21 protein-coding genes are annotated in these 20,600 nt (G+C 73.8%); all 21 read right to left on the bottom strand.

Annotated features, from left to right (window positions below; genetic code table 11):
* Positions 1 to 42 precede the first annotated feature (42 nt).
* Positions 43 to 1,275: a hypothetical protein gene (locus ACQ0O7_RS30650; RefSeq protein ID WP_430787043.1), complete on the bottom strand. Its 1,233-nt coding sequence runs from the start codon at positions 1,273 to 1,275 to the stop codon at positions 43 to 45.
* On the bottom strand, positions 1,272 to 2,747 hold the full coding sequence (locus tag ACQ0O7_RS30655; RefSeq protein ID WP_430787045.1) for a hypothetical protein: 1,476 nt from the start codon (positions 2,745 to 2,747) through the stop codon (positions 1,272 to 1,274). Before ACQ0O7_RS30655 ends, ACQ0O7_RS30650 begins: the two co-directional genes overlap by 4 nt.
* Positions 2,744 to 4,066, bottom strand: coding sequence for a hypothetical protein (locus tag ACQ0O7_RS30660; protein WP_430787047.1), 1,323 nt, complete (start codon positions 4,064 to 4,066; stop codon positions 2,744 to 2,746). The genes ACQ0O7_RS30655 and ACQ0O7_RS30660 overlap by 4 nt, the downstream gene beginning before the upstream one ends.
* Complete coding sequence (locus ACQ0O7_RS30665; RefSeq protein WP_430787049.1) at positions 4,063 to 5,553, bottom strand: hypothetical protein; 1,491 nt, start codon at positions 5,551 to 5,553, stop codon at positions 4,063 to 4,065. Before ACQ0O7_RS30665 ends, ACQ0O7_RS30660 begins: the two co-directional genes overlap by 4 nt.
* Complete coding sequence (locus ACQ0O7_RS30670; RefSeq protein ID WP_430787198.1) at positions 5,550 to 5,732, bottom strand: hypothetical protein; 183 nt, start codon at positions 5,730 to 5,732, stop codon at positions 5,550 to 5,552. The genes ACQ0O7_RS30665 and ACQ0O7_RS30670 overlap by 4 nt, the downstream gene beginning before the upstream one ends.
* Before the next feature lie 5 nt (positions 5,733 to 5,737).
* The gene (locus ACQ0O7_RS30675; RefSeq protein WP_430787051.1) at positions 5,738 to 6,133 is read right to left on the bottom strand and encodes an RRQRL motif-containing zinc-binding protein; all 396 of its coding nucleotides are present in this window, start codon (positions 6,131 to 6,133) and stop codon (positions 5,738 to 5,740) included.
* Positions 6,133 to 6,390 (bottom strand): hypothetical protein, encoded by a 258-nt coding sequence (locus ACQ0O7_RS30680; protein WP_430787053.1) that lies wholly within the window; start codon positions 6,388 to 6,390, stop codon positions 6,133 to 6,135. The genes ACQ0O7_RS30675 and ACQ0O7_RS30680 overlap by 1 nt, the downstream gene beginning before the upstream one ends.
* Positions 6,387 to 6,731 carry a hypothetical protein gene (locus tag ACQ0O7_RS30685; protein ID WP_430787055.1) on the bottom strand — a complete coding sequence of 115 codons (345 nt, stop codon included), beginning with the start codon at positions 6,729 to 6,731 and terminating at the stop codon, positions 6,387 to 6,389. The genes ACQ0O7_RS30680 and ACQ0O7_RS30685 overlap by 4 nt, the downstream gene beginning before the upstream one ends.
* Positions 6,728 to 7,120: a hypothetical protein gene (locus ACQ0O7_RS30690; RefSeq protein ID WP_430787057.1), complete on the bottom strand. Its 393-nt coding sequence runs from the start codon at positions 7,118 to 7,120 to the stop codon at positions 6,728 to 6,730. The genes ACQ0O7_RS30685 and ACQ0O7_RS30690 overlap by 4 nt, the downstream gene beginning before the upstream one ends.
* On the bottom strand, positions 7,117 to 8,124 hold the full coding sequence (locus ACQ0O7_RS30695; RefSeq protein WP_430787059.1) for a phage Gp37/Gp68 family protein: 1,008 nt from the start codon (positions 8,122 to 8,124) through the stop codon (positions 7,117 to 7,119). The genes ACQ0O7_RS30690 and ACQ0O7_RS30695 overlap by 4 nt, the downstream gene beginning before the upstream one ends.
* The gene (locus ACQ0O7_RS30700; protein ID WP_430787061.1) at positions 8,121 to 8,822 is read right to left on the bottom strand and encodes a hypothetical protein; all 702 of its coding nucleotides are present in this window, start codon (positions 8,820 to 8,822) and stop codon (positions 8,121 to 8,123) included. The genes ACQ0O7_RS30695 and ACQ0O7_RS30700 overlap by 4 nt, the downstream gene beginning before the upstream one ends.
* 16 nt (positions 8,823 to 8,838) lie before the next feature.
* The gene (locus ACQ0O7_RS30705; protein ID WP_430787063.1) at positions 8,839 to 9,438 is read right to left on the bottom strand and encodes a DUF3307 domain-containing protein; all 600 of its coding nucleotides are present in this window, start codon (positions 9,436 to 9,438) and stop codon (positions 8,839 to 8,841) included.
* Positions 9,435 to 9,947 (bottom strand): AAA family ATPase, encoded by a 513-nt coding sequence (locus tag ACQ0O7_RS30710; protein ID WP_430787065.1) that lies wholly within the window; start codon positions 9,945 to 9,947, stop codon positions 9,435 to 9,437. The genes ACQ0O7_RS30705 and ACQ0O7_RS30710 overlap by 4 nt, the downstream gene beginning before the upstream one ends.
* The gene (locus ACQ0O7_RS30715) at positions 9,944 to 10,894 is read right to left on the bottom strand and encodes an Lsr2 family DNA-binding protein (protein ID WP_430787067.1); all 951 of its coding nucleotides are present in this window, start codon (positions 10,892 to 10,894) and stop codon (positions 9,944 to 9,946) included. The genes ACQ0O7_RS30710 and ACQ0O7_RS30715 overlap by 4 nt, the downstream gene beginning before the upstream one ends.
* Before the next feature lie 5 nt (positions 10,895 to 10,899).
* On the bottom strand, positions 10,900 to 11,457 hold the full coding sequence (locus ACQ0O7_RS30720) for a Pycsar system effector family protein (protein WP_430787069.1): 558 nt from the start codon (positions 11,455 to 11,457) through the stop codon (positions 10,900 to 10,902).
* An 82-nt stretch (positions 11,458 to 11,539) separates the two neighbouring features.
* Positions 11,540 to 13,135, bottom strand: coding sequence for an NUDIX domain-containing protein (locus ACQ0O7_RS30725; RefSeq protein WP_430787071.1), 1,596 nt, complete (start codon positions 13,133 to 13,135; stop codon positions 11,540 to 11,542).
* 53 nt (positions 13,136 to 13,188) lie between these two features.
* The gene (locus tag ACQ0O7_RS30730) at positions 13,189 to 13,947 is read right to left on the bottom strand and encodes a hypothetical protein (RefSeq protein WP_430787073.1); all 759 of its coding nucleotides are present in this window, start codon (positions 13,945 to 13,947) and stop codon (positions 13,189 to 13,191) included.
* A gap of 62 nt (positions 13,948 to 14,009) precedes the next feature.
* On the bottom strand, positions 14,010 to 16,442 hold the full coding sequence (locus ACQ0O7_RS30735; RefSeq protein ID WP_430787075.1) for a DNA translocase FtsK: 2,433 nt from the start codon (positions 16,440 to 16,442) through the stop codon (positions 14,010 to 14,012).
* Positions 16,443 to 16,579: 137 nt separating this feature from the next.
* Positions 16,580 to 18,544, bottom strand: coding sequence for an ATP-binding protein (locus ACQ0O7_RS30740; protein WP_430787077.1), 1,965 nt, complete (start codon positions 18,542 to 18,544; stop codon positions 16,580 to 16,582).
* A 93-nt stretch (positions 18,545 to 18,637) separates the two neighbouring features.
* A complete protein-coding gene (locus ACQ0O7_RS30745; RefSeq protein ID WP_430787079.1) occupies positions 18,638 to 20,164 on the bottom strand; it encodes a hypothetical protein in 1,527 nt (508 codons plus the stop codon).
* Complete coding sequence (locus ACQ0O7_RS30750; RefSeq protein ID WP_430787081.1) at positions 20,164 to 20,580, bottom strand: hypothetical protein; 417 nt, start codon at positions 20,578 to 20,580, stop codon at positions 20,164 to 20,166. Before ACQ0O7_RS30750 ends, ACQ0O7_RS30745 begins: the two co-directional genes overlap by 1 nt.
* Between the last annotated feature and the right edge of the window lie 20 nt (positions 20,581 to 20,600).

Below are 20,600 nucleotides of genomic sequence, written 5' to 3' on the forward strand. Positions count from 1 at the left end.
GAGAGGGGCCCACCGTTGATTGCGGGGCTTGAGGGTGAAGGCTCAGCTGTCGGAGTCCCACGGGCGGCGGCGGGCGGTCCGGGCGAAGGCCCGCAGTTTGAGGGCGAGCTCGCGGGCGCTCTCCGGGGTGTGCTGCGACGCGTAGGGCTGCCAGAACTCGTCGTCGGGGGACTCGGTGCCTTCGACCGCGGTGACCATCACCCGCATCTGGCCGGTGCTGTCCGGGGCGATGTCGAGCCACACGGTGCCGTCCTCACCGCCGCCGGCGACGGCGGCGCGGGCCCGGACCGGGTGCCGGGTCTGCGGGGAGCTGAGCGTCGGGTCGGCTTCGACCAGTAGCTTCAGCAGCTCGCCGGTGGTGAGCGGGAACTCTTCGTCCTGGCCGACCCCGATGCGCTCGCGTTTGCTGGCGTGTTTCTCGGCCAGCAGCAGCTCCAGGCGCTGCCGGGCCCGGGTGTGTTTGGTCGGCTCGGGCGGCCGGTAGCCGGACTCGACCATCCCGGCCAGCTCGTCGAGCCGGTCGGCTGCGGCCTCGGCCTCGTCGGGGGCCAGCTGCGGAGCGCAGTAGGTCAACTCACAGCTGCCGTCCTCGTCGTCGCGCGGGCTCTCCCGGCCGGTAGCCGGGTTGAACTGGCCCTTCGGGGTGGCGACGCTGACGAACGTGCCGACCTGGTTGGTGCCGTCGTCGGGGTACTCGATCAGCGCGAGATCGGTGTCGGCTCCGCCGGCACCGGCGGCCACCCGGTCCGTGGCGAAGCAGGTTTCCCCGTCGGCGTAGCCCAGGGCGTCACCGACCTTGACCCACTTGCCATCGGCAGCGCGCGGCTGATCAGGGTTGTAGTGGCCGCGCTGGGCCGCCGGCGCTGCCGCCTCACTGGACATGGAGGTCTCCTGACGAGAGGAGTGAGCGCCGGCTGCGGTGCCGACGGGGAAGGATTCGGAGTAGCCGGCGGCGTCCATGAGGTTGCCGGCGTCGGCGACCGCTTGGGCGACCTGGCCGTCTCGGGCGTCGAAGTCCGCGGCGGCGGCCTGCAGCTGCTGCTGCCCGGTGCCGACCGCGGCCGCCGCGGCGGCGAGCCCGGTCGCGGCATCGCGCAGGTGCTCCAGGGTGCTGGCGGTCATCCGCAGACCCTCGTAGCGGTCGGCGGCCGCGTCCAGCACCCCGGCGAGCCCGCCCAGCTCACCGGCATGGGCGTCGGCGGTGTCGACGGCGGTGGTGAACGCGGCCCGGATCTGCTCCGGCCCGGCGGCGTCCAGCACCTCACCGCCGCTCACTGGCTGTCCTGTTCGTCGAGCTGCACCTGCAGAGCCAGCCGCTCGTACCACTCCCGCAGCCGGTGCTCGGGCATGTCGAGCACGACCGCGGTGTCGCCGTCGCTGAACTCGACGAACCGCATGCCGTCCTCGACGGAGCTCCAGTCGATGTAGGCGCCCTCGTCCTCGTCGCCCGGGCGCAGCACGCCGGGATCGCCCTGGCCGTCGTTGACGGCGCCGATCAGCCGGCCGATGCCGTCGCGCAGCTCCCGCAGCTCGGAGCCGCTGAGCTTCAGGACGGTGGCGTCGACGCCGTCCCCGGCCTCCAGATGCCGCACCTGGGTTTGACGGTTGCCGCACGACCAGTCCAGATACGGGCCCCCGTCGGTCTCGTCGTCCGCGGCGTCGTCGGCCTCGGTGAAGTAGTAGCCGCCGGCCCGGCTGGTCAAGTCCAAAGCTTCGGCAGCCGCGGCCGGGTCGCTGACGTCCCAGGCAGCGTCCGCGGCGTCGAACACAGCACCCGGGTAGGCAGGCTTGCTCTGCTCGGCCGGGGCGTAGACGTGGTGGTGCTGGGCGTCGTCGAAGACGTCCCCGCTGATCTGCTGCAGCCGGCTCAGTTCCGCGGCGTTGAGCACCACGCCGTCGCTGCCTTCGCCCGGGTTGGCGATGATGTCGACGCTGGGGTCGACGTCGGAGAACCAGCTCACCCGCGGCCGCACCGTCACGGTGTCGCCGTTGGCGGTGGTGAACGAGCTGCCCGGCCCGATGTGCTCCTCGTACTGGTCCTCGTCGTCGGGCTGCGGGCACCAGTCCGGGCAGGCGGTGACGCCGTGCTTACGCATCACCTGCATCCGGTCGGCACCGGGGCCGTCGGCGATCGCTGCCCTGTCGGCCAGGATCTTGTCGGCCACCTCGTAGGCGTCCGCCCGCTGCTGCTCATCGACCCGGCCGGCGTCCCACTCCCAGGCCCGGTCACGGCCGTAGCTGTCCCACCCGTTGAGGTAGAACCCGCGGGCCAGCCGGTCACGTTCGCTGCGCAGGTCCCGCTCTTCTGCGGGCTCGGCGCCGGTGCCGACGTGGGTGGAGGAAGTGGTCATGCTGTCGCTCCCATCCGTGAAGGTCAGGGTGCCCGACGGTGCGGCGAGCGTGAAGCTCTCGCCGTAGCCGGCGGCGTCCATGAGGTTGCCCGCCTCGGCCACCGCCGCGGCGACCTGGCCATCGCGGGCGTCGAAGTCGGCGGCGGCGTCACGCAACTGCTGCTCACCGGTGCCGACCGTGGAAGCCGCGGCCGCCAGGGCGCTCGCGGCCTCGCGCAGATGCTCGAGCGTGCTGGAGCTCATCTGCAGAGCCTCGTAGCGGTCGGCGGCCGCGTAGAGAACGCCGGCAAGGCCGGTCAGGTCACCGGCATGGGTGCCCGCGGTGTCGACGGCGGTGCTGAACGCGGCCCGGATCTGCTCCGGGCCGGCCGCCTCAAGCACCTCACCACTGGTCATCGGGCCTGTTCCCAGGCATGAGTGACAGCCCGGATCACCTGGCGCAGCTGTCCGCCGGTGAGTTCGGGCACGTCGGTGTCGTCGGCGGCCGCGGCGAGTCGGTGCGTGACGGTGGCACCGTCACGGACTGTCGTACGCCAGGCCAGACCCGAACCGTCCTGCGTGGCGATCGTGCCGTCCGCGAGTTCCCGGTCGTCGCCTTGAGCGGCAAGGGCGGCTTCCGTCTCGGTGATCTCGGACGTGATCCGATCGAGTTCCGCCTGTTCCTTCGCAGTCAACGGTACGAGCGGGACGGCCTGCAGCTGCCGGCGGAGGTCCGCGCACCGTCCGACGAGATCGTCGTGCTCGGCCTGATCGGCGAAGAACGGGTCTTCGGCTGCGACGCCGGCCTCAGCCATGACCTGTCGCTGGGCGGCGCGGATCGGACTCCAATCGGTGCCCGGGGCGAGCTGGGACTCGAGGTCGTGGAACGCCTTCAGCTGCTCGGTGCCGAGCTGGCTGCGCGCCTGCCGGCGGAGCCGCTTGAACAACTGGCCCTTGTGATCGTCGAGTTCCCGCAGTTCATCGAGTATGGCCGTGGCCTGCGGCGACTCGTAGGGCTTGTTCTGCAACGTGTCGCGCCGCCGCTCGAGCCGGTCCAGCGCGACATCCAGCTTCCTGTGCGCCGCCCGGGCCTGCTTTTCAGCAGCCTCCATGACCGCAGCCGCGTCACTCAAGGCGGCAACAGCCGCCTCGTCGAGGACGACGAAGGGACTCTCGTACTCGTCCGAGTCCTCCGGATCACCAGCGGCAAGATCGATACGCACCGTCCCGGCGCTGGGCGTCACAACCACGTCGAACGGCTCGGTCTCGTCGGACTTGATCCGGACCGAGCGCGGGCCCGGATCGTCCCCGGCGCCGGTGGTAGAGGCAGTGCTCATGCTGTCGTTCCCATCCGTGGAGGTCGGGGTGCCCGACGATGCGGCGAGGGTGAAGCTCTCGCCGTAGCCCGCGGCGTCCATGAGGTTGCCCGCGTCCGCGACGGCAGCGGCGACCTGGCCGTCGCGGGCCTCGAAGTCGCCGGCGGCGGCCTGCAGCCGCTCGCTCCCGGCGTCGAGGTGCCCGGAGCCGGCGGTCAGCGCGGTGGCGGCGTCACGCAGGTGAGCCACGGTGGTTCCGGCCATCTGTAGGGATTCATACCAGTCAGCGGCCTCGGACAGTAGCCGGGCGAGGCCGTCGATGTGGCTGGTGTGGTCGTCGGCGGCGGTGAGCGCTGCGGTGAAGCCGGCCCGGATCTGTTCCGGGCCGGCCGCGTCCGCGACGATCGCGACCCCGGTCATGATGTGCGCGGCGCGGGCCGCCGCCGCTCGATGCGGTACTGGCCGAAGTGCAGGCCGACCTGCACCGGCGGGCCGCCGTCGGCGGGCTGGGCCTGCACCGTGTAGTCACCGCGGCCGGGCCCGCGGGTGACCGCCACGACCCGCAACCGGGTGCCCTCGTGCTCACCCCAGTGCACCGTGATCAGGTCGTGGGGGTGGGGTGCGCCGGCGCCGTCGGGGTCGCAGCTTTCCTCGGCGAACGCGGCCCGGGCGGTGTCCAGGTCGGGGTATTCGGTGCGGGTGACCTCGCCGCCGAGGGACTGGGAGACGACGGTGCGGCCGTCACGGCGCGTCCAGTACGGCGGCTTGCCGGTGTCCAGTTCGCCGCCGAAGGCGTAGAAATCGTCGCCGCTCTGCTGCGGTGCCTCGTACGGCGGCGGGGCCTGGACCACCCGCAGGCGCTCACGCTGCGACCAGCCGGCGGTGCAGTCGACGCACACCCCGCTGCGGTGATCACAGCCGTCCGGGGTGCGGACCGGCACGTCGGCCCACTCGCCGTCGGTGCGGGCCTGCATGGCCTGCCCCTCGGGCAGGCCGTCGTCCAGCAGCTGCCGGAACTCGTCGTCGCCCATCATCGCGCCGGACGCGACCGGTTTCGGGCTCATCCGGTAGCTGCCGGCCCACGCGGCCGCCGGATCGCCGGCCTCACCGGCCGGGCCGGGGTCGCCAGCGGCCGGCGGCGTGCCGTCAACGGTGGCCGGCCAGCACTGGCAGACCTGCACCGGCAGCCGGTGATCGACGCACCAGTTGTACGGGGCGACCGCGCCGTCGGCCAGTCCCGGCCGCGAGTGCGAGGGGTCGGAGACGCAGTCGGCCAGCCAGCTCTGGTGGGTGTAGCAGGTCACCCGGTCCGGAGCGGGCAGCCCCTGGTCCTCGGCTGCCTGGTCGGCTGCGCTGTCGGTGGTCAGCTGGGCGTCCAGTTCCGGGCTGGGCGGCGACGGCCGCCAGTGCGGGTTGCCCTCGTTGTTGGCCATCCAGGCCATGCCGTTGCGGATGTCCTCCAGAGCCAGCAGGTACTCCGCCGGGCTCATCTGCGGCTCGGTGCCGGGCTGATCCGGCTCACCGCCCGCGTTCGCGACGGGGGCTGTGACGGTGGTGCCGGTGCTGGGCAGGGTGAACGTCTCGGCGTAGCCGGCGGCCTGCATCAGGTTGCCGGCGTCGGCGACGGCCTCGGCGACCCGGCCGTCGCGGGCGTCGAAGTCGCTGGTGGCCTCCTGCAGCTGCCAGGTGGCCGCGTCGAGCAGGGTGTGCGCCGAGGTGGCTTTGACCGCCGCGTCGCGCAGCAGCGCGAGCGTGGAGGCTGCCATGCCCCACTGCTCATACCGGTCGCAGGCCTCGGCCAGGATGCCGGCGAGGGTGCCGACGTTCGTGGTGTGCTCCTGCGCGGTGGTGGTGGCCGTGGCGAGTCCGGAGCGGATCTGGTCGGCTCCGACGGCGTCGAGGATCACCGGTCGTCTCCCGTCGGTGCGGGGCGGTAGGCCTGGGTCATGAGGATGTCGGTGATGGCGTGCTCGCCGTCGGCGCTCCAGATCCGGATGCCGTCGCGGTGCAGCTGGTAGCGCACGTCGGTGAAGCGGGTGCGGGTGTCGTCGTGGTGGATGACGTCGAGGGTGGCGGCGTGGGGCATCGAGATCACGCTCCCTTGCTGGCGGCCGGTACCGCGGTACCGGGGTGGTCGTGGCAGGTCAGGCACTCGCCGAACTTGCGGGGGATGTAGTAGTCGCGGACTTCGCCGCAGGTGGAACAGGTCCGCCGCGCCAGCAGCGCCGCGGCGATCGCGCGCTGCTGGGCGGGGGTGGCGGTCCGCTTGGGCACCGCCCGGGACACGTCGTACAGGAACGCGGTGCGGGTGCCGCCGACACCGGCCCACAGGACCTGGGCGGCGATCGGCTGGCCACCGGGCCGCAGGCCCTTGGCCCGCAGCTGCCGGACGGTGGCCAGCCCGTCCGGGGCGCCCTTCCACCAGAACGTCGGGATCCCGAACGCCTGGCCTTCGGGATCGTGGAAGGCGGCCCTGATCCGGCCCATCAGCGGCCGCTGCGCCGGCGCTCGGTGCGCTGCAGCTGCTGCTCGCGCTCGGCGATCGCGCAGGCCTCACCGAGGCTGTCGGCCAGCGCCTGCCAGGACCCGGCCGACGGCCCGGACCTCTCGGCCAGGGCCTGGGCGTCGGCCTGCATGGCGGTCAGCACGTCCGCGGCGAAGGCCTCGGCGAGGTCACCGGCGGTACGGAACCGCAGCCGGGCCCTGGATCCGGATCCGGGGGTGCGGTGTGCGGTGGTGGTCATCGCCTCGCTCCTGTCTGCTGTCCGGTCGCCTGGTGCAGCTCGCCGCGCAGGGCGAGGACCTCGGCGACCAGCTGGTCTCGGGTCATGTCGGCGGGGTCGAGGGTGTGGTCGGCGCAGGCGATCGCGGCGATCGCGGCGCGCAGGAAGTCGAACTGCTCGGGGAGGCCGTGCAGGTGGAAGGTCACCAGGCCGGTGTCCGGGTGCCGGTGCGCGACCGCCAGGGGCGGCTGCGGGCCCGGCCCGGGCCACGTGGTGGCCCGCAACGCCTCGACGGCGGCGACCATCGCCACGAACTCCGGATCGTCGTCGCCGGCCTGAACGCCGCGGCGGCGGGTCCTCACGGCGCCTCCCGCAGCCGGGCGCCGGCGGCGGCGAGGTCGACGATCTGAGCGAACAGCTCCAGGCCGACGGCCGGGTTGACGGTCAGCCCGCGCTGAGCGAGCTCGTGGACGCGGTCCAGGATCGTGACGGCGTCGTGGAGCCGGTCCAGGTCGTCGGCGCGGGCGTACCGGACGGCCAGTAGCGGGCACTGCTCCGCCTCGCCGATGTGCTCGCACTCGCCCTCGGCGCAGTCGCCCGGGCCGTAGAAGTAGCGGGCCAGGTCGGCGATGCGCAGCAGGCCGGGCAGATCGCCGAGGGCGGCGCGCAGCCGCTCGTGGTCCAGCCCGGCACCGGTCGGCCGCCGATCGGCCGCGGCTGCGGCCGGGGTGCGCTGGTCGGTGGTGGTCATCGCGCCGGGCTCCTCTCACCGAGTACGGGCAGCTGCTGCCAGATGCGCCCGTCGAGCAGGTCACCGGCCCGGGTCGTGCCGAGATGCTCGATGACCTCGCGGTTGCCGTGCGCGTCCAGCGGCGGCCCGGCCAGCAGCTCGCGGGTGTTGCGCGGGCTCAGCGTGCTGGCGTGGCGGCCGGTGGGCGCCCAGGCGCCCCACTGCTTGAACCAGAACGGAGTGCCGGTGCTGAGGGCCTGGTCGCGGACCGCCCGGACCCAGGCGGGGTTCATCGCCCGGGCGTGCGGGCCGGACTCCCCGCCCGCGACGATCCAGTCCAGCTGCGGCTGGTGCCCGGCGACCCTGCCCAGGCCGGGCTGGGTTTCGGTGCCGGTGGCGGCCGCCAGGTACGGCCGCAGGTCGATCGGGGCGAGCAGCGGCTCGGCGGAGATCCACCGGACGGCGGCCGGGGTGTCCAGCAGCGCGGGGATCCGGATGTCGGCCCACCGCTGGTCCTCGACGGAGACGCCCAGCCACAGGTTGCGCAGCGGCCACCCGTCGGCGGCCGGGTGGGCGCCGCGGGTGTCGGCGGCGATGTCCCAGACGGCCCGAGCCAGGCCGCGCCGGCGCATGACCGCGGCCATGCGGGCGTGCCGCTTGGTCAGCACCATGAACGTGTGCCGGGGAGCGGCGGCGACGACGGCCAGGACCTGCTGGATGTGGGACAGCGGCACCTGCTCGTGGAACAGGTCGGCCTGAGAGTTGACGAACCAGCGCTGCGGCTTGCGGACACCCAGCGGCTCGAGACGCCCGGGCAGCAGGTTGACCCGGCCGGTCCAGTCGAGACGGCCGTCGCGGTGCTCGGTGAGCCCGCCGAACGCGGCCGCCACCGTCGGGTTCGGGCTGTGCGCCCACCGGTGGACGGTGGAGATCGCGTAGCAGGAGTCGCAGCCGTCGGAGACCCGGGTGCAGCCCAGCAGCGGATTCCACACCCGGTCGGCCCACGAGATCTTCGTCAGGCTCATCGCCGGCCGCCCTCGACCGGGGCGGCCGTGAACAGCTCGTCGGCGGTGCCGCCGAGCTGCCGGTACCAGGGCTTCGGCTCACCGGCCGCGTCGACCAGGAACGTGACCATGATGCGGCGGGAGCGGGCGTAGGCGATCTCGGCGCGGGTCGACTCACCGATGTAGCCGCCGACGTTGACGACCACGATCTCGTCCGAGGCGTCGATCTTGCGCAGGTGCAGGGTGTCGAGGCGGTTCTTGTCGTCGTCGGTGAGCGGGTCACCGTCGTGGCCGAACACGCCGGGGGCCAGCACGATCGCCCCGGCCAGGGTGAGCCGATAGTTGACCGCGGTCATCGCGGTCCGGAATCGGGTGGAGCCGCAGATCGTCACGGTCTTCGGCCGGACACCGGCGACGGCCGGGGCGGGATCACGGTGGGTCAGCACGGCCCGGGCCAGGCCGAGCGCGGCGCTCCAGTCGGGGCGGGGACCGGCCGGGTCGGCGACCAGCGGCTCGCCGTCGGCACCGGGCAGCTCATAGGCGCCGCGGCCGTACATGTCGCCGGCCGCAGTGGTCAGCACGCCGGCCATCGCGGCGACCAGGGAGGTGGCGGGCAGGTCGAGCAGCCGGTCGGCGGCCTTGCGGATCTGGGTGACGGGGTCGGCCGGCCGGGCGCCGATCGTGGTGACGGAGGCGGGGGTGGGCAGGACAGCAGTCATGGCACGTCTCCTGTGGTCAGAACCGGTCGGTGGGGGCGGCGCCCGCGGTGACGCCGCGGGCGTGGCGGGCCTCGTAGCGCAGCGCGTCGCCGATCAGCACCAGCCCGGCGGCGGCGGCCAGCGCGGCGCCGGTGCCGGTGCTGACGCGCGCGGCCAGCACAGCGGCCACCAGCAGGCACACCCAGTGCATGGCCTGATCGATCCAGAAATGCGAATCGGCCCAGCCGGTGCACCGTTTACGGGCGATCACCCACCGCACCGGCCAGCGCCGGTCGATGACCGCGTGGGTGCAGCCGCTGAGCGCGAGGGCGGCGGCCAGACCGGGCCAGGTCATCGGCACGACCTGCGCCACGATCGCCACCATCACGGCCTGCGCGGCCAGGTACGAACCGCAATGGGCCAGGCAGTGCCCCCAGCCGGTCCACGGGTGGACGCCGGCGGCGAGCCGGTCGTCGGACGGGTAGCCCTTGCCCTGGGCTGCCGTGTCGGACTGCAGGATGGTGTCGCCGGCCAGATGCCCGACGCCGAGGGCCGCCAGGGCTCCGAGGAACGCCAGCGCGACCCCCACCTGCGACAGCGGCCCGTCAGTCAGGCCGGTGAGGCTCAGCACGGTCATCGGGCGCCCACCAGCCCGCAACGATCGGCCGCCTGATGGGCGAGCCAGATCCGATGCTTGGCCCGGATCTGGTCGGCTCCGGCGGTGTGGCCGCCGTCGCGGCCGCGCTGGGCGTCACGCTCGATGCAGGTGGCGACGTCGACGTGGGTCAGGTCCCACACCTCGACGTCGGCTCCGCACCGGTCGGCGAGCTGGTGCAGCGCGTGCAGGTGCCGGGGCAGCAGGTTGACGTCGTCACACACCACGTCGACACCGGCCGCCAGCAGCCCGGCGATCGCGCCGTGCACGGCCGCCTGCTCCACCCGGTCGGCCTGCAGGCCGAGGCCGACGGCCTCGATCTGCGTGTACGGCATCGGCGGGCGGATCATGGCGACGATCCCGTCGGTGCCGACCCGGGCCCGGCCGGTCGGGTCCTGGGCCACCCAGGCCAGCGCGGCGGTGGTCTTGCCGCTGCCGGGCAGGCCGCGGGTGACGATCAGCGTCCGGCGCTCGCCGGGAGCGGCGGTCATCGGGTGCCGTCCTGGGCCCGCTGGTAGGCGGCCCGGACTCCGCCGGGGATCAGGCCCTTGTCGCTGATCTCGTAGCCGTTGTCGCGGGCCCAGGCCCGCACCTCGGCCGCCGTCGGTTCGTGGCGTGGCCCCGACTCGGCCGAGACGGTCACGTCGCCGGCGAGCAGCTTCTCCAGCTCGGCGCGCAGCGCGTCGCGGCGGGTGGTCCGGTCGGCGATCTCGGCGTCCAGGGCGGCGATCTGCTCGCGCAGCCCACCGGCCTGCGCCTCGATGCGCAGCGCCTCACCCAGGCGCTGTGCCTGATCGCGCAGCGCCGCAGCGGCGACCTGCACGGCGTCGCTCGGGCACGCCTCGGCCCGGGCCAGGATCTGCTCGATCGTCTCCTCAGCCGTGCTGTGCTCGGCGAGGGGCGTTTGCTGCTGCGGGTCCTGCTGGTCCGGGTCCTGCTGCTCTGCGGGCGCGGCGCTGGTGGACGGCATGGTGGCACTCACTTCCGAAACGAGGGCGGGCTCGGACACCGGCGCTGGCGCGACGACGGGTTCGGGGTCGGGCGTCAACACGACGACGGACTCGGGCTCGGGGGCGGCCTCGGTCGGGGTATCGACGAGGACCGCCGGACGGGTGGTGGCCGCCGACGCCGAGCCGTTCGCCGGGTCTGCGACGGGTGCCTTCGGGGCCGGGACCGGGCCGGAGGTGCGGCGGGTGCGGGGCTTGGCGGGCCGCGGGTCCATGTCCTCCAGCAGCTCGGTGGGGGTCGAGACCAGGGCCTGGAGCCAGGCGGGCCGCTGCGGGGCCGGCTCGCTGGGGCGGGCGGGCGCGGTATCGCGGTAGCGGATCCCCATCGGCACGGCCCCGTGCCGCGGCGGGGTGCCCTGGGCGGCCCGGCGGGCGGCCTCGAGGGCGTCGGCGGAGAGCGGGCCGCGGGCGGGGGAGTCGGTGACGGTCATGGCGGTCACCGGCCGATCGCGGACAGGACCGCGGCGACCATGCCGACGGCCAGGGCCGCGACGAGCAGGCTCTGCGCGGTCCGCAGCCGGGAGAACTTGCCCAGCAGGCTGGCCGACAGCCAGCGCAGCTGAGCGGCCCGTTCGGTGCAGCCGGCGAGGCTGTCGACGACCGGCGCGGCCGCGAGTTCGGCGACGAGTTGGGTGTCGGAGCCGATGCGGGCCCAGCGGACGAACCCGAAGCTGGCGCCGACGTTCGGGCGCAGCGCGGCGGTCAGGGCGAGCACCGCGGCGCCGAGCAGCAGCGCGGCGATACCGACGGTCGCGGCGGCCGCGGCGGGCAGTTTGCCGGTGCCCAGCAGCGTTAGGGCGGCGACCAGCAGCCCGGACGACAGCGACAGCAGCGTGCCGGCCTTGGTGTCGACGCGGGGCTCGAGCATCCGCAGCGTGGCGGTCTCGGCGTCCAGCCGCAGGGTGAGCACGACGGCGTCGGTCTCGTCGACCAGGTCGTCAAGGTCGGCAGAGTGCGGGAGCGGGGCGAGTGTCTGCTCGGGGGTGGTGTGCATGATGGTGGTGCCTCTCTTTCGAGGTGGTGGGCGGCCCCGCAGTCCGTGCAAAGAAGGTGGGGCCGCCCGTTCCAGGTGAGGGTCAGGACCAGTGCTGCGGCGGGCGGCAGCTGATGTGCGCGATGCGGACGTCGCCGTAGCGCAGGGTGTGCCAGGCGGTGGCCAGCCCGCGGCCGAGCTCGCGCGCCGCCTGCCACCAGCGGCCCGGGTGCCAGACGGGGCGCGGCTGCAGCTCGGTGACCGGGTGCGGGGCGCAGATGGCCCGGTCGCAGTGGGTGCAGATGCCGTGGTGGGCCTGGGTGAGGTGGCGCAGGTAGGCGGTCAGGTCCGGCACCCGGGTGTCGTCGCTGTACCAGTCGTCGAGGCGGCCCATGGTCATCTCGATGGCGGCGGTCAGTCGCAGGCCCCGCTCGGCGATCAGCCGCAGCTGCTCCGGGGTGCGGCCGTCGAGTTGCTCGTGGGCGTGTTCACGGAGCCAGGCCTCGGTCTCGTCGGGGTCGAGCAGCTCGTCGAGCAGCGGCCGGTGGGCCGGGAACAGCCTGCCGTCGTAGCGGGCGTCCAGCTCGGTGATGAGCTGGTCGACGCTGTCCGCGGGCAGCCACGCGGCGTCGGTGGCGTCGTCGCCGCCGAACACAGCCGGCAGCGGGCTGGGCCCGTAGCGGCCGGCGGTGATCTCGGTGCGGACCACGGTGGTGACGATCCAGGCCCGCAGGGTGTTGCGGGAGTCGGCGACGTACCGGGAGCCGTGCACGGTCCAGATCACGCCGGGCAGCCGCAGCCCGGTCTCCTCGAACAGCTCCCGGATCGCGGCGTCGACCGCGTCCTCACCATCGTCGACGAACCCGCCGGGCAGCGCCCAGCCACGGCCGTCGTCGCGGCAGACCATCAGCAGGTGCCGGTGGCCGTGCTCGTCGACGGCGAGCACCACGGCGTCCGCGGTCCGGTTCTCGCCCCACAGGTACAGCTCGCCGCGGCCCTCCCCGACGGCGCAGTCCTGCTCGACGGGGTTGAACGGCCGGCCACCGGTGACGGTGAACGGCAGCAGCGCCGCCTGCTGCCGGGCCGGCCAGTCGATGACGGTGGGGTCGGCCGGGTCGACGCCGGCGATCCCGGTCGCGGGCTCCGCCTGCGCGGCGACGGGTTCGCCGCGCTGCTGCATCCACCGGGCCCAGGCCGCGGCGAACACGTCGGTCAGCGCGGGTACCAGGTCCTCGCCGCGGCGCACGGTCTGGCCGTGCTCGTCGACGTCGACCAGGACCAGCTGGTAGCTGATGCCGTTGGCACCGGCGACGAGCACCCGGCAGAAGCCGGTCAGGAACGCGCCCATCGCGAACAGGTCCGGGCCGGTCTGCCCGGCGTGGTCGTGGATCAGCTCGAACATCCACGAGAGCAGGAGCTGCTGGTCGATGCCGGTGCCCTTCGGGTAGCCGTTGACGAACATTCGGCGCAGGTCACCGCCGATGATCTGCCCGCCGTGTTTCCACGGGTGGGTCAGCTCGAGCGGGCCGAGCCGGGAGGTGCCGTCGAGCAGGTCGAGGAGGTCCTCGGCGGCCCAGTGCAGGCGCTGGCGGGTCTGTTCGGCGGTGGCCGGGGCCGGGTGGGACCAGGTCCGGCCGATCTCGACCAGGTGAGCGGCGAGGGTGTCCAGGTCGGTGGTGTGGGAGGTGGTGGCGGTCATCGGGTGCCTTTCTCTGGGATGGGAGTGCCAGGTCAGGAGCCGCAGGGTGGTGGTCAGGGCAGCCAGGCCCGGAACGGCGTCGGGCGGTGGCGGGGCAGGAACCCGAGGCCTGCGGTGGGCGTGCCGTCGCCGAGACGCGACGCCAGGTAGGGCAGGTCCGGGCCGTGCGGCAGCAGCATGGTGGCGGTGGCGGCTGCGGGGATGCGCTGCAGCACGAGTTCCTGGGACAGCAGGTCGCGCAGATGCTCGGCGTCGCGGCCGAGGGCGGCCGCGCCGTAGGTGCGCAGCTGCGGCGACTGCACGCTGGTGACGATGGCGATGCCAGCGTCGGCGGCCACCAAGGCCAGGTGGTGCAGCATCCTGGCGGCGACCGGGTCGCGGGTGAGCAGGGTCAGGTCGTCGATGACCAGCAGCCGCAGCGTGCCCGTACGGTCGCGGCGGGCGATGCCGGAGATCGTCGCGAGCACGGTGCGGGCGGCGTCCAGGTCACGGGCGGTGGGATGGGGCAGGCCGGTGAGCTGGCCAGGGCCCAGGTCGATGATCTGGGCGTTGACGTCGGCGGCGGCCACGCCGTACAGCAGTGAGCGCAGCAGCAGCGTCTTACCGGAGCCGGCGGCGCCGACCACCGTGGTGTGCCGGCCGTGGCCGGCGAGCCACAGCGGCCAGCCGGCGGGGGTGCCGTCGGCGTAGGTGCCGACGGTGACGGTCCCGGCATTGTCGATGCGGGCGACGCCGGGGACCGGGCGGCGAAGGGCCTGCAGGTCGTCGCAGAACCGGCTGACCTGGTCGAGGCGGGCGGCGGTGTCGAGCATGATCGGGTCCTTTCGGTGCGGGGTGATGCCCCGGCCGCCGGTGGCGGCCGGGAGACAGGGGGTCAGCGGCGCTGGCGCTGCGGGAACGGCAGGACGGCGGCGCCGGCCTCGGGGTCACCGTCGGTGTCGAGACCGGCCAGCACACCTGCCAGCTCGTCGGGCTTGATCAGCACGTCGCGGGCCTTGGAGCCCTCGGACGGCCCGACGATCCCGGCGTCCTGCATCAGGTCCATCAGGCGGCCGGCTTTCGCGTAGCCGATGCGCAGCTTGCGCTGCAGCATCGACGTCGAACCGAACTGGCTGGACACGACCAGCTCGACGGCCTGCAGGAACACCTCCTGGTCGGCGCCGGCGTCGACGTCGGCCAGCTGCCGGCCGGCCGGAGCCTGCTCGGCAGGCGGTGCGGTCTCGGCCGGGGCGGCAGGCTGCTGCACCGGGGCGGCCGGGGCCGGGCTGTTGCTGCCGGTGGGCTGCTGGCGGCGCCAGAACGCGACGATCGCGGCGATCTCGGTGTCGTCGACCCAGGCGCCCTGCAGCCGGACCGGGACCGACGTGCCGGGCGGGACGAACAGGCCGTCGCCGCGGCCGAGCAGTTTCTCCGCGCCGGGGGTGTCGAGGATGACCCGGGAGTCGGCCAGCGACGAGACCGCGAACGCCAGCCGGACCGGCAGGTTCGCCTTGATCAGGCCGGTGACCACGTCCACGCTGGGGCGCTGGGTGGCCAGCACGAGGTGGATGCCGGCGGCCCGGGCCAGCTGCAGGATCCGCACGATCAGGTCCTCGACCGTGGGCTCGCCGTCGTCGTCACCGGCGGCTTTGGCGGCCTTGGCGTTGGCCTTGGCGACCATCATCAGGTCGGCGAGCTCGTCGACGACGGCGAGCAGGTACGGCATCGTGGCGGTGCCGTCCTTGCGGGCCTTGGTGTTGTAGTCGTCGATGTTGCGCACGCCGGCGGCGGCGAGCTGGTCGTAGCGGCTGTCCATCTCGGCGACCAGCCACTGCAGTGCCTGGTGGGCCTTGGCCGGCTGGGTGACGATCGGCATGACCAGGTGCGGCAGTCCCTTGTAGGCGGCCAGTTCGACGCGCTTGGGGTCGATCAGCAGCAGCCGGACCTCGTCGGGGGTGGCCCGGGTCAGCACCGAGACCAGCAGGGTGTTGAGGCAGGCGGACTTGCCGGAGCCGGTCGCGCCGGCGATGAGCAGGTGCGGCATCCGGGCCAGCACGGCGGTGACGGCGTTGCCGTCGACGTCCTTGCCCAAACCGACGAGCAGGCGGTGGCTGTTGCGGCTGGACCAGGCGTTGTAGGCGGCGATGACGTCGCTGAGGGTGACGGTGTCCGGGTCGCTGTTGGGGACCTCCACACCGACGGCGCTCTTGCCCGGGATCGGGGAGAGCATCCGGACGCTGGGGGTGCCCAGGGCGAGGGCGAAGTTCTTCTGCAGGCCCTCGACCTTCTCGACCTTGACCCCGGGCCCGACGGCGATCTCGTAGCGGGTCACGGCCGGGCCGCGCCGGTAGCCGTCCACCTTCGCGTCGACCTTGAACTGGTGCAGGACTTCCTGCAGTTTGACCTTGACCGCGTCGCTGGCCGCGCTGCGCTTCTTCGGCGGGTCACCGGCCTTGAGCAGGCTCAGCGGCGGCAGCGTCCAGTTGCCGACGGATACCGGCCCGTTCGCGGCGGCCTGCCCGGTCGTGGCGGCCTGCCGCGGTGACGCCTGGCCGGGTGCCGCCGCGGCGGCGGGCGCCGGGGCGGCCGGGACCGGTGTCGCCGGGGTGGCGGCCGGGCCGGCGGGGGAGACCGGCGCTGCGGCGGGCCCGGCCGGCAGGGGGAACCCGCCGTCCAGGTCGTCGGTGTCGTCGTCGAGGTCGTCGAGGTCGTCGAGCAGTGGGTCGGCGGCCTGCTGGGGGCGGCGCCGCGGGCGGGGGACGGTGAACCCGACGACGGTGATCAGTCCGGCGGCGAGGGCCAGGATCAGGACCGGCAGCATCACCCAGGCGGACAGCAGCGACGCGGGCGCGGTGCCGGTGAGCCGGCCGAGCAGCCCGCCCGCCGCGGTGAGCAGCTGGGCGATGCCGGCGACGGCGGCCGCGGCCAGGGCGGTGCCGCCGGTCTGCCGGATCAGGGTGGGGGTGGCCAGCCCGGCGGGCAGCCGCAGCACCTGCACGGCCAGCCATACCAGGGCGATGGGGGCGGCGTAGGCGAGGATCCCGATGAGGGCGTCGGCGACGGCGGCGATCGCGCCGAGGGCGGTGCCGACGGCGCCGGCCGGGTGCGTCCACATCGCCACGCCGAGCAGCAGTCCGGTCAGCAGCAGCACGGTGCCGAGGGCGTCGTGGGGCTGGCCGTGTTCGCGGTCGGCGCCGTCGGCCAGGGGGGTGATGCCGCGTACGGCCCGGCCGGTGCCGGTGGTCATGCCGTTCCAGGCTGCGCGGGCGATGGGGCCGAACGTGGCCGGTTCGGGGGTCGGTTCCTGCTGTTTGCGGCGGCGGGCCATGGGTGGTCTCCCGTTCTTCAGGGCGCGCGAGGTCCGGGGCAGGGGATGCGGGCGAAGTGGTGCGGCCGTGGCGGTTGCGGGTCTGGCGGCCGCGGCGACCACCGGCCCCGAGTAGGGGCCGGGTGTCACCGCGGCGGTCAGCGTCCGGCGCTGACCGGGGCGGGCAGGGTGTAGGCGCCGTTGGCTTCGGCCGGGCGCACGATCTGACCGCGCTCGTGCATGGTCTTGAGCAGGGCGTACAGCTGGGACTTGCCGACGGGGACGTCGGGGCGGTCCAGCAGCGCCTGCGCGGAGGCCGGTCCGGCGCGCAGGCAGGAGATGACCCACTCGGGGCTGGACTGCGGGGCGGCGGGCTGCGCGGCGGGCTTTCCCCCGCCGAACAGCGCGGCGATCTTGGCGAGGCTGCTACTGCCGCCGTTGCCGGTGGTGTCGGTGCCGGCGCCGGTGGCGGCCGTGGTGGTGGTCTTGACGGGGGTGATCGACTCCACCGCCTCGACGTTCCAGACGACCGGCACGTGCGGCGCGGCGGCGGCCGCGGCGGCCTCGTCGAGTTTCGCGGTCCGGCCGATCATGCCGACCTTCTTGCTGGAACGCAGGTAGCCCATGCCCGCGGTGGGCACACCCTGAGCGTCCATGTCCGGGATGGCGAACGGGTCGCCGACGAAGTCGTCGGGCAGGATCGTCGAGCCGGAGCCGCGGTTGGACAGCCGTAGCACCAGGGTGTTGCCGCCGACCAGGGCGTCACGCAGCCGGATCGAGCCGCCCAGGGAGCCGTTCTGCGGGATCTGCGTGGCGAAGATGAGGCCGCAGCCGGTCTTGCGCATCGTCTCGGCGGCCTGCTCGGCCAGCGGCACGACGGGGGTGTTGCGGATGAGCACCAGCTGGCACTCGTCGATGACCCCCATCATCTTCTTGAAGCCGAGCTTGCGAACCCGGGGGTCGTTCTCGTCGAACACCTCGACACCGGCGTCGGCCAGCTTCTTGGACCGGTACATGATCTCGGCGTGGAAGCGGGCGATCAGCAGGATCACCGCGGCGGGCCCGGCGTGGTAGTCGGTCTTGGTCTTCCACGCCGGCAGGCTCTGGCCGTTCTGGGAGTCGCCGATGGCGACCATCCAGCCGTCGTGCAGCAGGTTCGCGATCAGCACACCCAGGGCGCGGGACTTGCCGGAGCCGGTGGTCCCGACGACCAGGCCGCCCTTGACGCCGAACCCGGGCGGCATGAACGTCCACAGGCCGGGGGTGCCGTCGACGTAGGTGAGGATCACGCACTGGCCGTCGCGCATGGTCGGCCCGGTCCACGGCACGCCGCCGGCGATGTAGGAGCGCTGGGTCAGCGAGCAGCGGATGCGGGCGGCCTTGCCGGTGGAGGAGAAGCCGACGGTGTTCTCGTCGAGTTCCAGGGCGACCTCGACCTCGCCGCCCTTCTTCATCAGCGAGGCGGGGGTGACCCCGCGGCCGGGGATGAGCTTGAGGATCAGGTCGGTGACCCCGGCGCGGGGCTCGATGGCCCGCAGCACCTGGGTGCCCGCGCACACTCCGGAGGCCACGACCTCGTGGTCCCAGCGGCGCATCCAGTGGGCGGTCAGCGGGTCGATCTCGTTGCGCGGCGCGGCCTGCAGTTCCGGCTCGGGCTCGGGCAGCACCGGCTGGTCGGAGCGCAGGTGGTGCCACCACGGCCAGCCCAGCGCCATGGCGGCCAGCAGCGGCAGGAACCCGGTCAGGAACGGGTGCGCGGTCAGGGCGGCCGGGCCGCCGGCTGCGACCGACGCGACCGCGAACGCGCCGAGCACCAGCACGATCGCTGCCCGCCAAGCCCGTACGAGGCGGCTGCGGGCCGGCCACACCACCGCGGTGATCAGGGCGATCAGCGCGGCCAGGCCGACGGTGCCGGCCGGGATCCCGAGCGGCCCGGACAGCCACACCAGGCCGAGCTCGGCGCCGACCCAGTACAGGGGGAACGCCCGCCGCCACGTCTTGCGGACCGCCCAGCGCAGCGCCAGGACGATGCCGGCGACACCGGCGACGGACAACATGCCCAGCTTGCGGGCCCGCCGAGTGCGAACCTCACCGATCGAGGGCTGCTTGGTGGTGCTCGACATGGGATGTCCTCCTGAACCAAGGGCGGTGACGGGGAAGCAGGGGAGAGGGGGTAGGGGCCCCGGCCGACGCCGGCGCGAGGCCCCCGGGGTGGGTCAGCCGCCGACCAGGACTTCCTGGTTGGCGAGGTTGCCGCCGGTGTCGGCGACGGTGTCGGCCACGTGACCGTCCTTGGCGTTGAAGTCCGCCAGGGCCGCCTGTAGCGACTCCTGCGCGTTGTCGATCAGCGCCTTGGCCGCCTGGAAGGCCTCGGAGGCCTCCCGCATGTGCTCGACGGTGGTCGGCGCCATCTGCAGGCCCTCGAAGCGGTCCGCGGCCTCGGCCAGCACGCCGGCCAGGCCGGAGATCTCCTCGGCCCGCTCACCCGCGGTCGCCGCGGCGGTGGAGAAAGCGGTACGGATCTCCTCGGGACCAGTGGCATCCAGATTCACGGTGGTGCTCCCTTCGGTGGTGTTCTTCTGCTGACCGGTGCCGGCCGGGGTGCCGGCACCGGGGTCATGGGTGGCCTCCGCCAGCGCCATCAGGTCGTCGTCCGTGGCGGACGGCTGCGGGGTGGGGCAGGCCGCTTCGTGATCAGTGGCCGGGGCGGGGCCGGGATCGGCCAGGCGCCGCACGACGGCGTCGTGCTCCGGGCAATGGATCCGCCCCGGCAACACCCGGGCGGTACAGCGCACCGCGTCGATGCTGACGGAGTCCTTGATGAAGACACACCGGCCGGTGACCTCGACATCGTGCTGCAGACACATCTCGGAGAAGCCGGAGAAAGGCAACCGGTCACAAGTCAGCGACGGGTGCGTGCACCGACCGAACAGCACCCGGGCACGCTGCTTGTCCTGCAGGGTGGCCGCCGGTGCGGGCACCGTGTCGGCGGGGCGGCAGGCGTGCTGCTCGAACGCGGCCCAGGCCAGTTCGTCGCTGGCGTAGCCGTCGGCGCCGGCCCCGCAGGCCGAGCAGTCCCACCCGGAGCCGCCGGCCACCTGCTGGTCCTGATCAGGTCGGGCGCCCTGCGGGGCGTGATCGTCCCGGGCTCCGCCGGGGATCACCCGCAACCGCGGCCGGCTCTCGGCCGGCTGCGGGCCGGCCTCCCCGTCGCTGCCGGTCGTGCCGGGACTGCCCGCCGTGCCCGGATCGGGCCGGTCATCGATCTCCGGCCGGTGCTGGAAGTGCTCGGGGTGCTCGGCGCGGGTGTGTTCGCGGCCGGCGGCCAGGGCGTTGGCCTCGACCCGGAACCGGCGGCTGGACCAGCCGCAGACGTCGCAGTCGCTGTAGAAGCCGGCCTCGTCCTCGAAGTCCAGGAAGATGCCGTCGATGGCGCGGTTGCCGTCGCGGCGGGCCTGCGCGCGGCGCTTGCGGGCCCGGGCCTTGGCGGTGGCGTCCTCGGCCACCCCGGCCAGGTAGCCGCCGACGGCGGCCTTGGCCCGGCCCCACGCCCCGCCGGGCGGGGGCGGAGTGGGCTGCCCGGCCGCTACGGCGGCCCGTTCGGCCGCCTGGTGGGCGGCCCGCTCACGCTGGCGGGGGCTCTGCTTGCCGCGGACCGCGTACGCGGCGTCCTCGGCGAGGATCACGGCACCTTTCGCGAAGGCCAGCCAGACCAGGATCGTGAAGAAGGAGACGGGATCCATCAGGACACGCTCCTGATCACGCTGCCGAGCGAGGTGACCACGATCGGCAGCAGCAGCGCGCAGGCCAGCGCGGCGTGCGCGAGACCGCCGCCCTTACCGCCGCCCCCGCCCTTGCCGCCGCCCTTGCCGCCCTTGCCCTTGAGGAAGACGATCACGATCACGGCGAGGATGAAACCGACCACGCTCGGCAAGGCGACGCGCACCGCGTTGGTGGGCTGCCCGACCGCCTGGGCGAGCGGCCCGGAGACGGCGGTGACGCCCTGGGAGAACCAGTGGGTGATCCAGTGGGTGACGACGCCGGCGAGCAGCGCGCCCACCACCAGGCCGACGAGCACCCGAAGGCGGGGCGTGAACTTGAAGAAGATCGACAGGGCGATGAAGGCGGCGCCGCCCAGCAGGGTCATTGCTTCGGTCATGGGAACGTGGCTCCTTTCCG

Origin of the sequence: Actinoplanes sp. G11-F43 (assembly GCF_050589265.1) — a bacterium.
Classification (GTDB): domain Bacteria; phylum Actinomycetota; class Actinomycetes; order Mycobacteriales; family Micromonosporaceae; genus Actinoplanes.

Coding starts and splice junctions, on each gene's coding strand:
- ACQ0O7_RS30655 (WP_430787045.1), bottom strand. CDS start 2,747: ATGACCAGTGGTGAGGTGCTTGAGGCGGCCGGCCCGGAGCAGATCCGG.
- ACQ0O7_RS30660 (WP_430787047.1), bottom strand. CDS start 4,066: ATGACCGGGGTCGCGATCGTCGCGGACGCGGCCGGCCCGGAACAGATC.
- ACQ0O7_RS30670 (WP_430787198.1), bottom strand. CDS start 5,732: ATGCCCCACGCCGCCACCCTCGACGTCATCCACCACGACGACACCCGC.
- ACQ0O7_RS30675 (WP_430787051.1), bottom strand. CDS start 6,133: ATGGGCCGGATCAGGGCCGCCTTCCACGATCCCGAAGGCCAGGCGTTC.
- ACQ0O7_RS30680 (WP_430787053.1), bottom strand. CDS start 6,390: ATGACCACCACCGCACACCGCACCCCCGGATCCGGATCCAGGGCCCGG.
- ACQ0O7_RS30690 (WP_430787057.1), bottom strand. CDS start 7,120: ATGACCACCACCGACCAGCGCACCCCGGCCGCAGCCGCGGCCGATCGG.
- ACQ0O7_RS30695 (WP_430787059.1), bottom strand. CDS start 8,124: ATGAGCCTGACGAAGATCTCGTGGGCCGACCGGGTGTGGAATCCGCTG.
- ACQ0O7_RS30700 (WP_430787061.1), bottom strand. CDS start 8,822: ATGACTGCTGTCCTGCCCACCCCCGCCTCCGTCACCACGATCGGCGCC.
- ACQ0O7_RS30705 (WP_430787063.1), bottom strand. CDS start 9,438: ATGACCGTGCTGAGCCTCACCGGCCTGACTGACGGGCCGCTGTCGCAG.
- ACQ0O7_RS30710 (WP_430787065.1), bottom strand. CDS start 9,947: ATGACCGCCGCTCCCGGCGAGCGCCGGACGCTGATCGTCACCCGCGGC.
- ACQ0O7_RS30715 (WP_430787067.1), bottom strand. CDS start 10,894: ATGACCGTCACCGACTCCCCCGCCCGCGGCCCGCTCTCCGCCGACGCC.
- ACQ0O7_RS30720 (WP_430787069.1), bottom strand. CDS start 11,457: ATGCACACCACCCCCGAGCAGACACTCGCCCCGCTCCCGCACTCTGCC.
- ACQ0O7_RS30725 (WP_430787071.1), bottom strand. CDS start 13,135: ATGACCGCCACCACCTCCCACACCACCGACCTGGACACCCTCGCCGCT.
- ACQ0O7_RS30730 (WP_430787073.1), bottom strand. CDS start 13,947: ATGCTCGACACCGCCGCCCGCCTCGACCAGGTCAGCCGGTTCTGCGAC.
- ACQ0O7_RS30735 (WP_430787075.1), bottom strand. CDS start 16,442: ATGGCCCGCCGCCGCAAACAGCAGGAACCGACCCCCGAACCGGCCACG.
- ACQ0O7_RS30740 (WP_430787077.1), bottom strand. CDS start 18,544: ATGTCGAGCACCACCAAGCAGCCCTCGATCGGTGAGGTTCGCACTCGG.
- ACQ0O7_RS30745 (WP_430787079.1), bottom strand. CDS start 20,164: ATGGATCCCGTCTCCTTCTTCACGATCCTGGTCTGGCTGGCCTTCGCG.
- ACQ0O7_RS30750 (WP_430787081.1), bottom strand. CDS start 20,580: ATGACCGAAGCAATGACCCTGCTGGGCGGCGCCGCCTTCATCGCCCTG.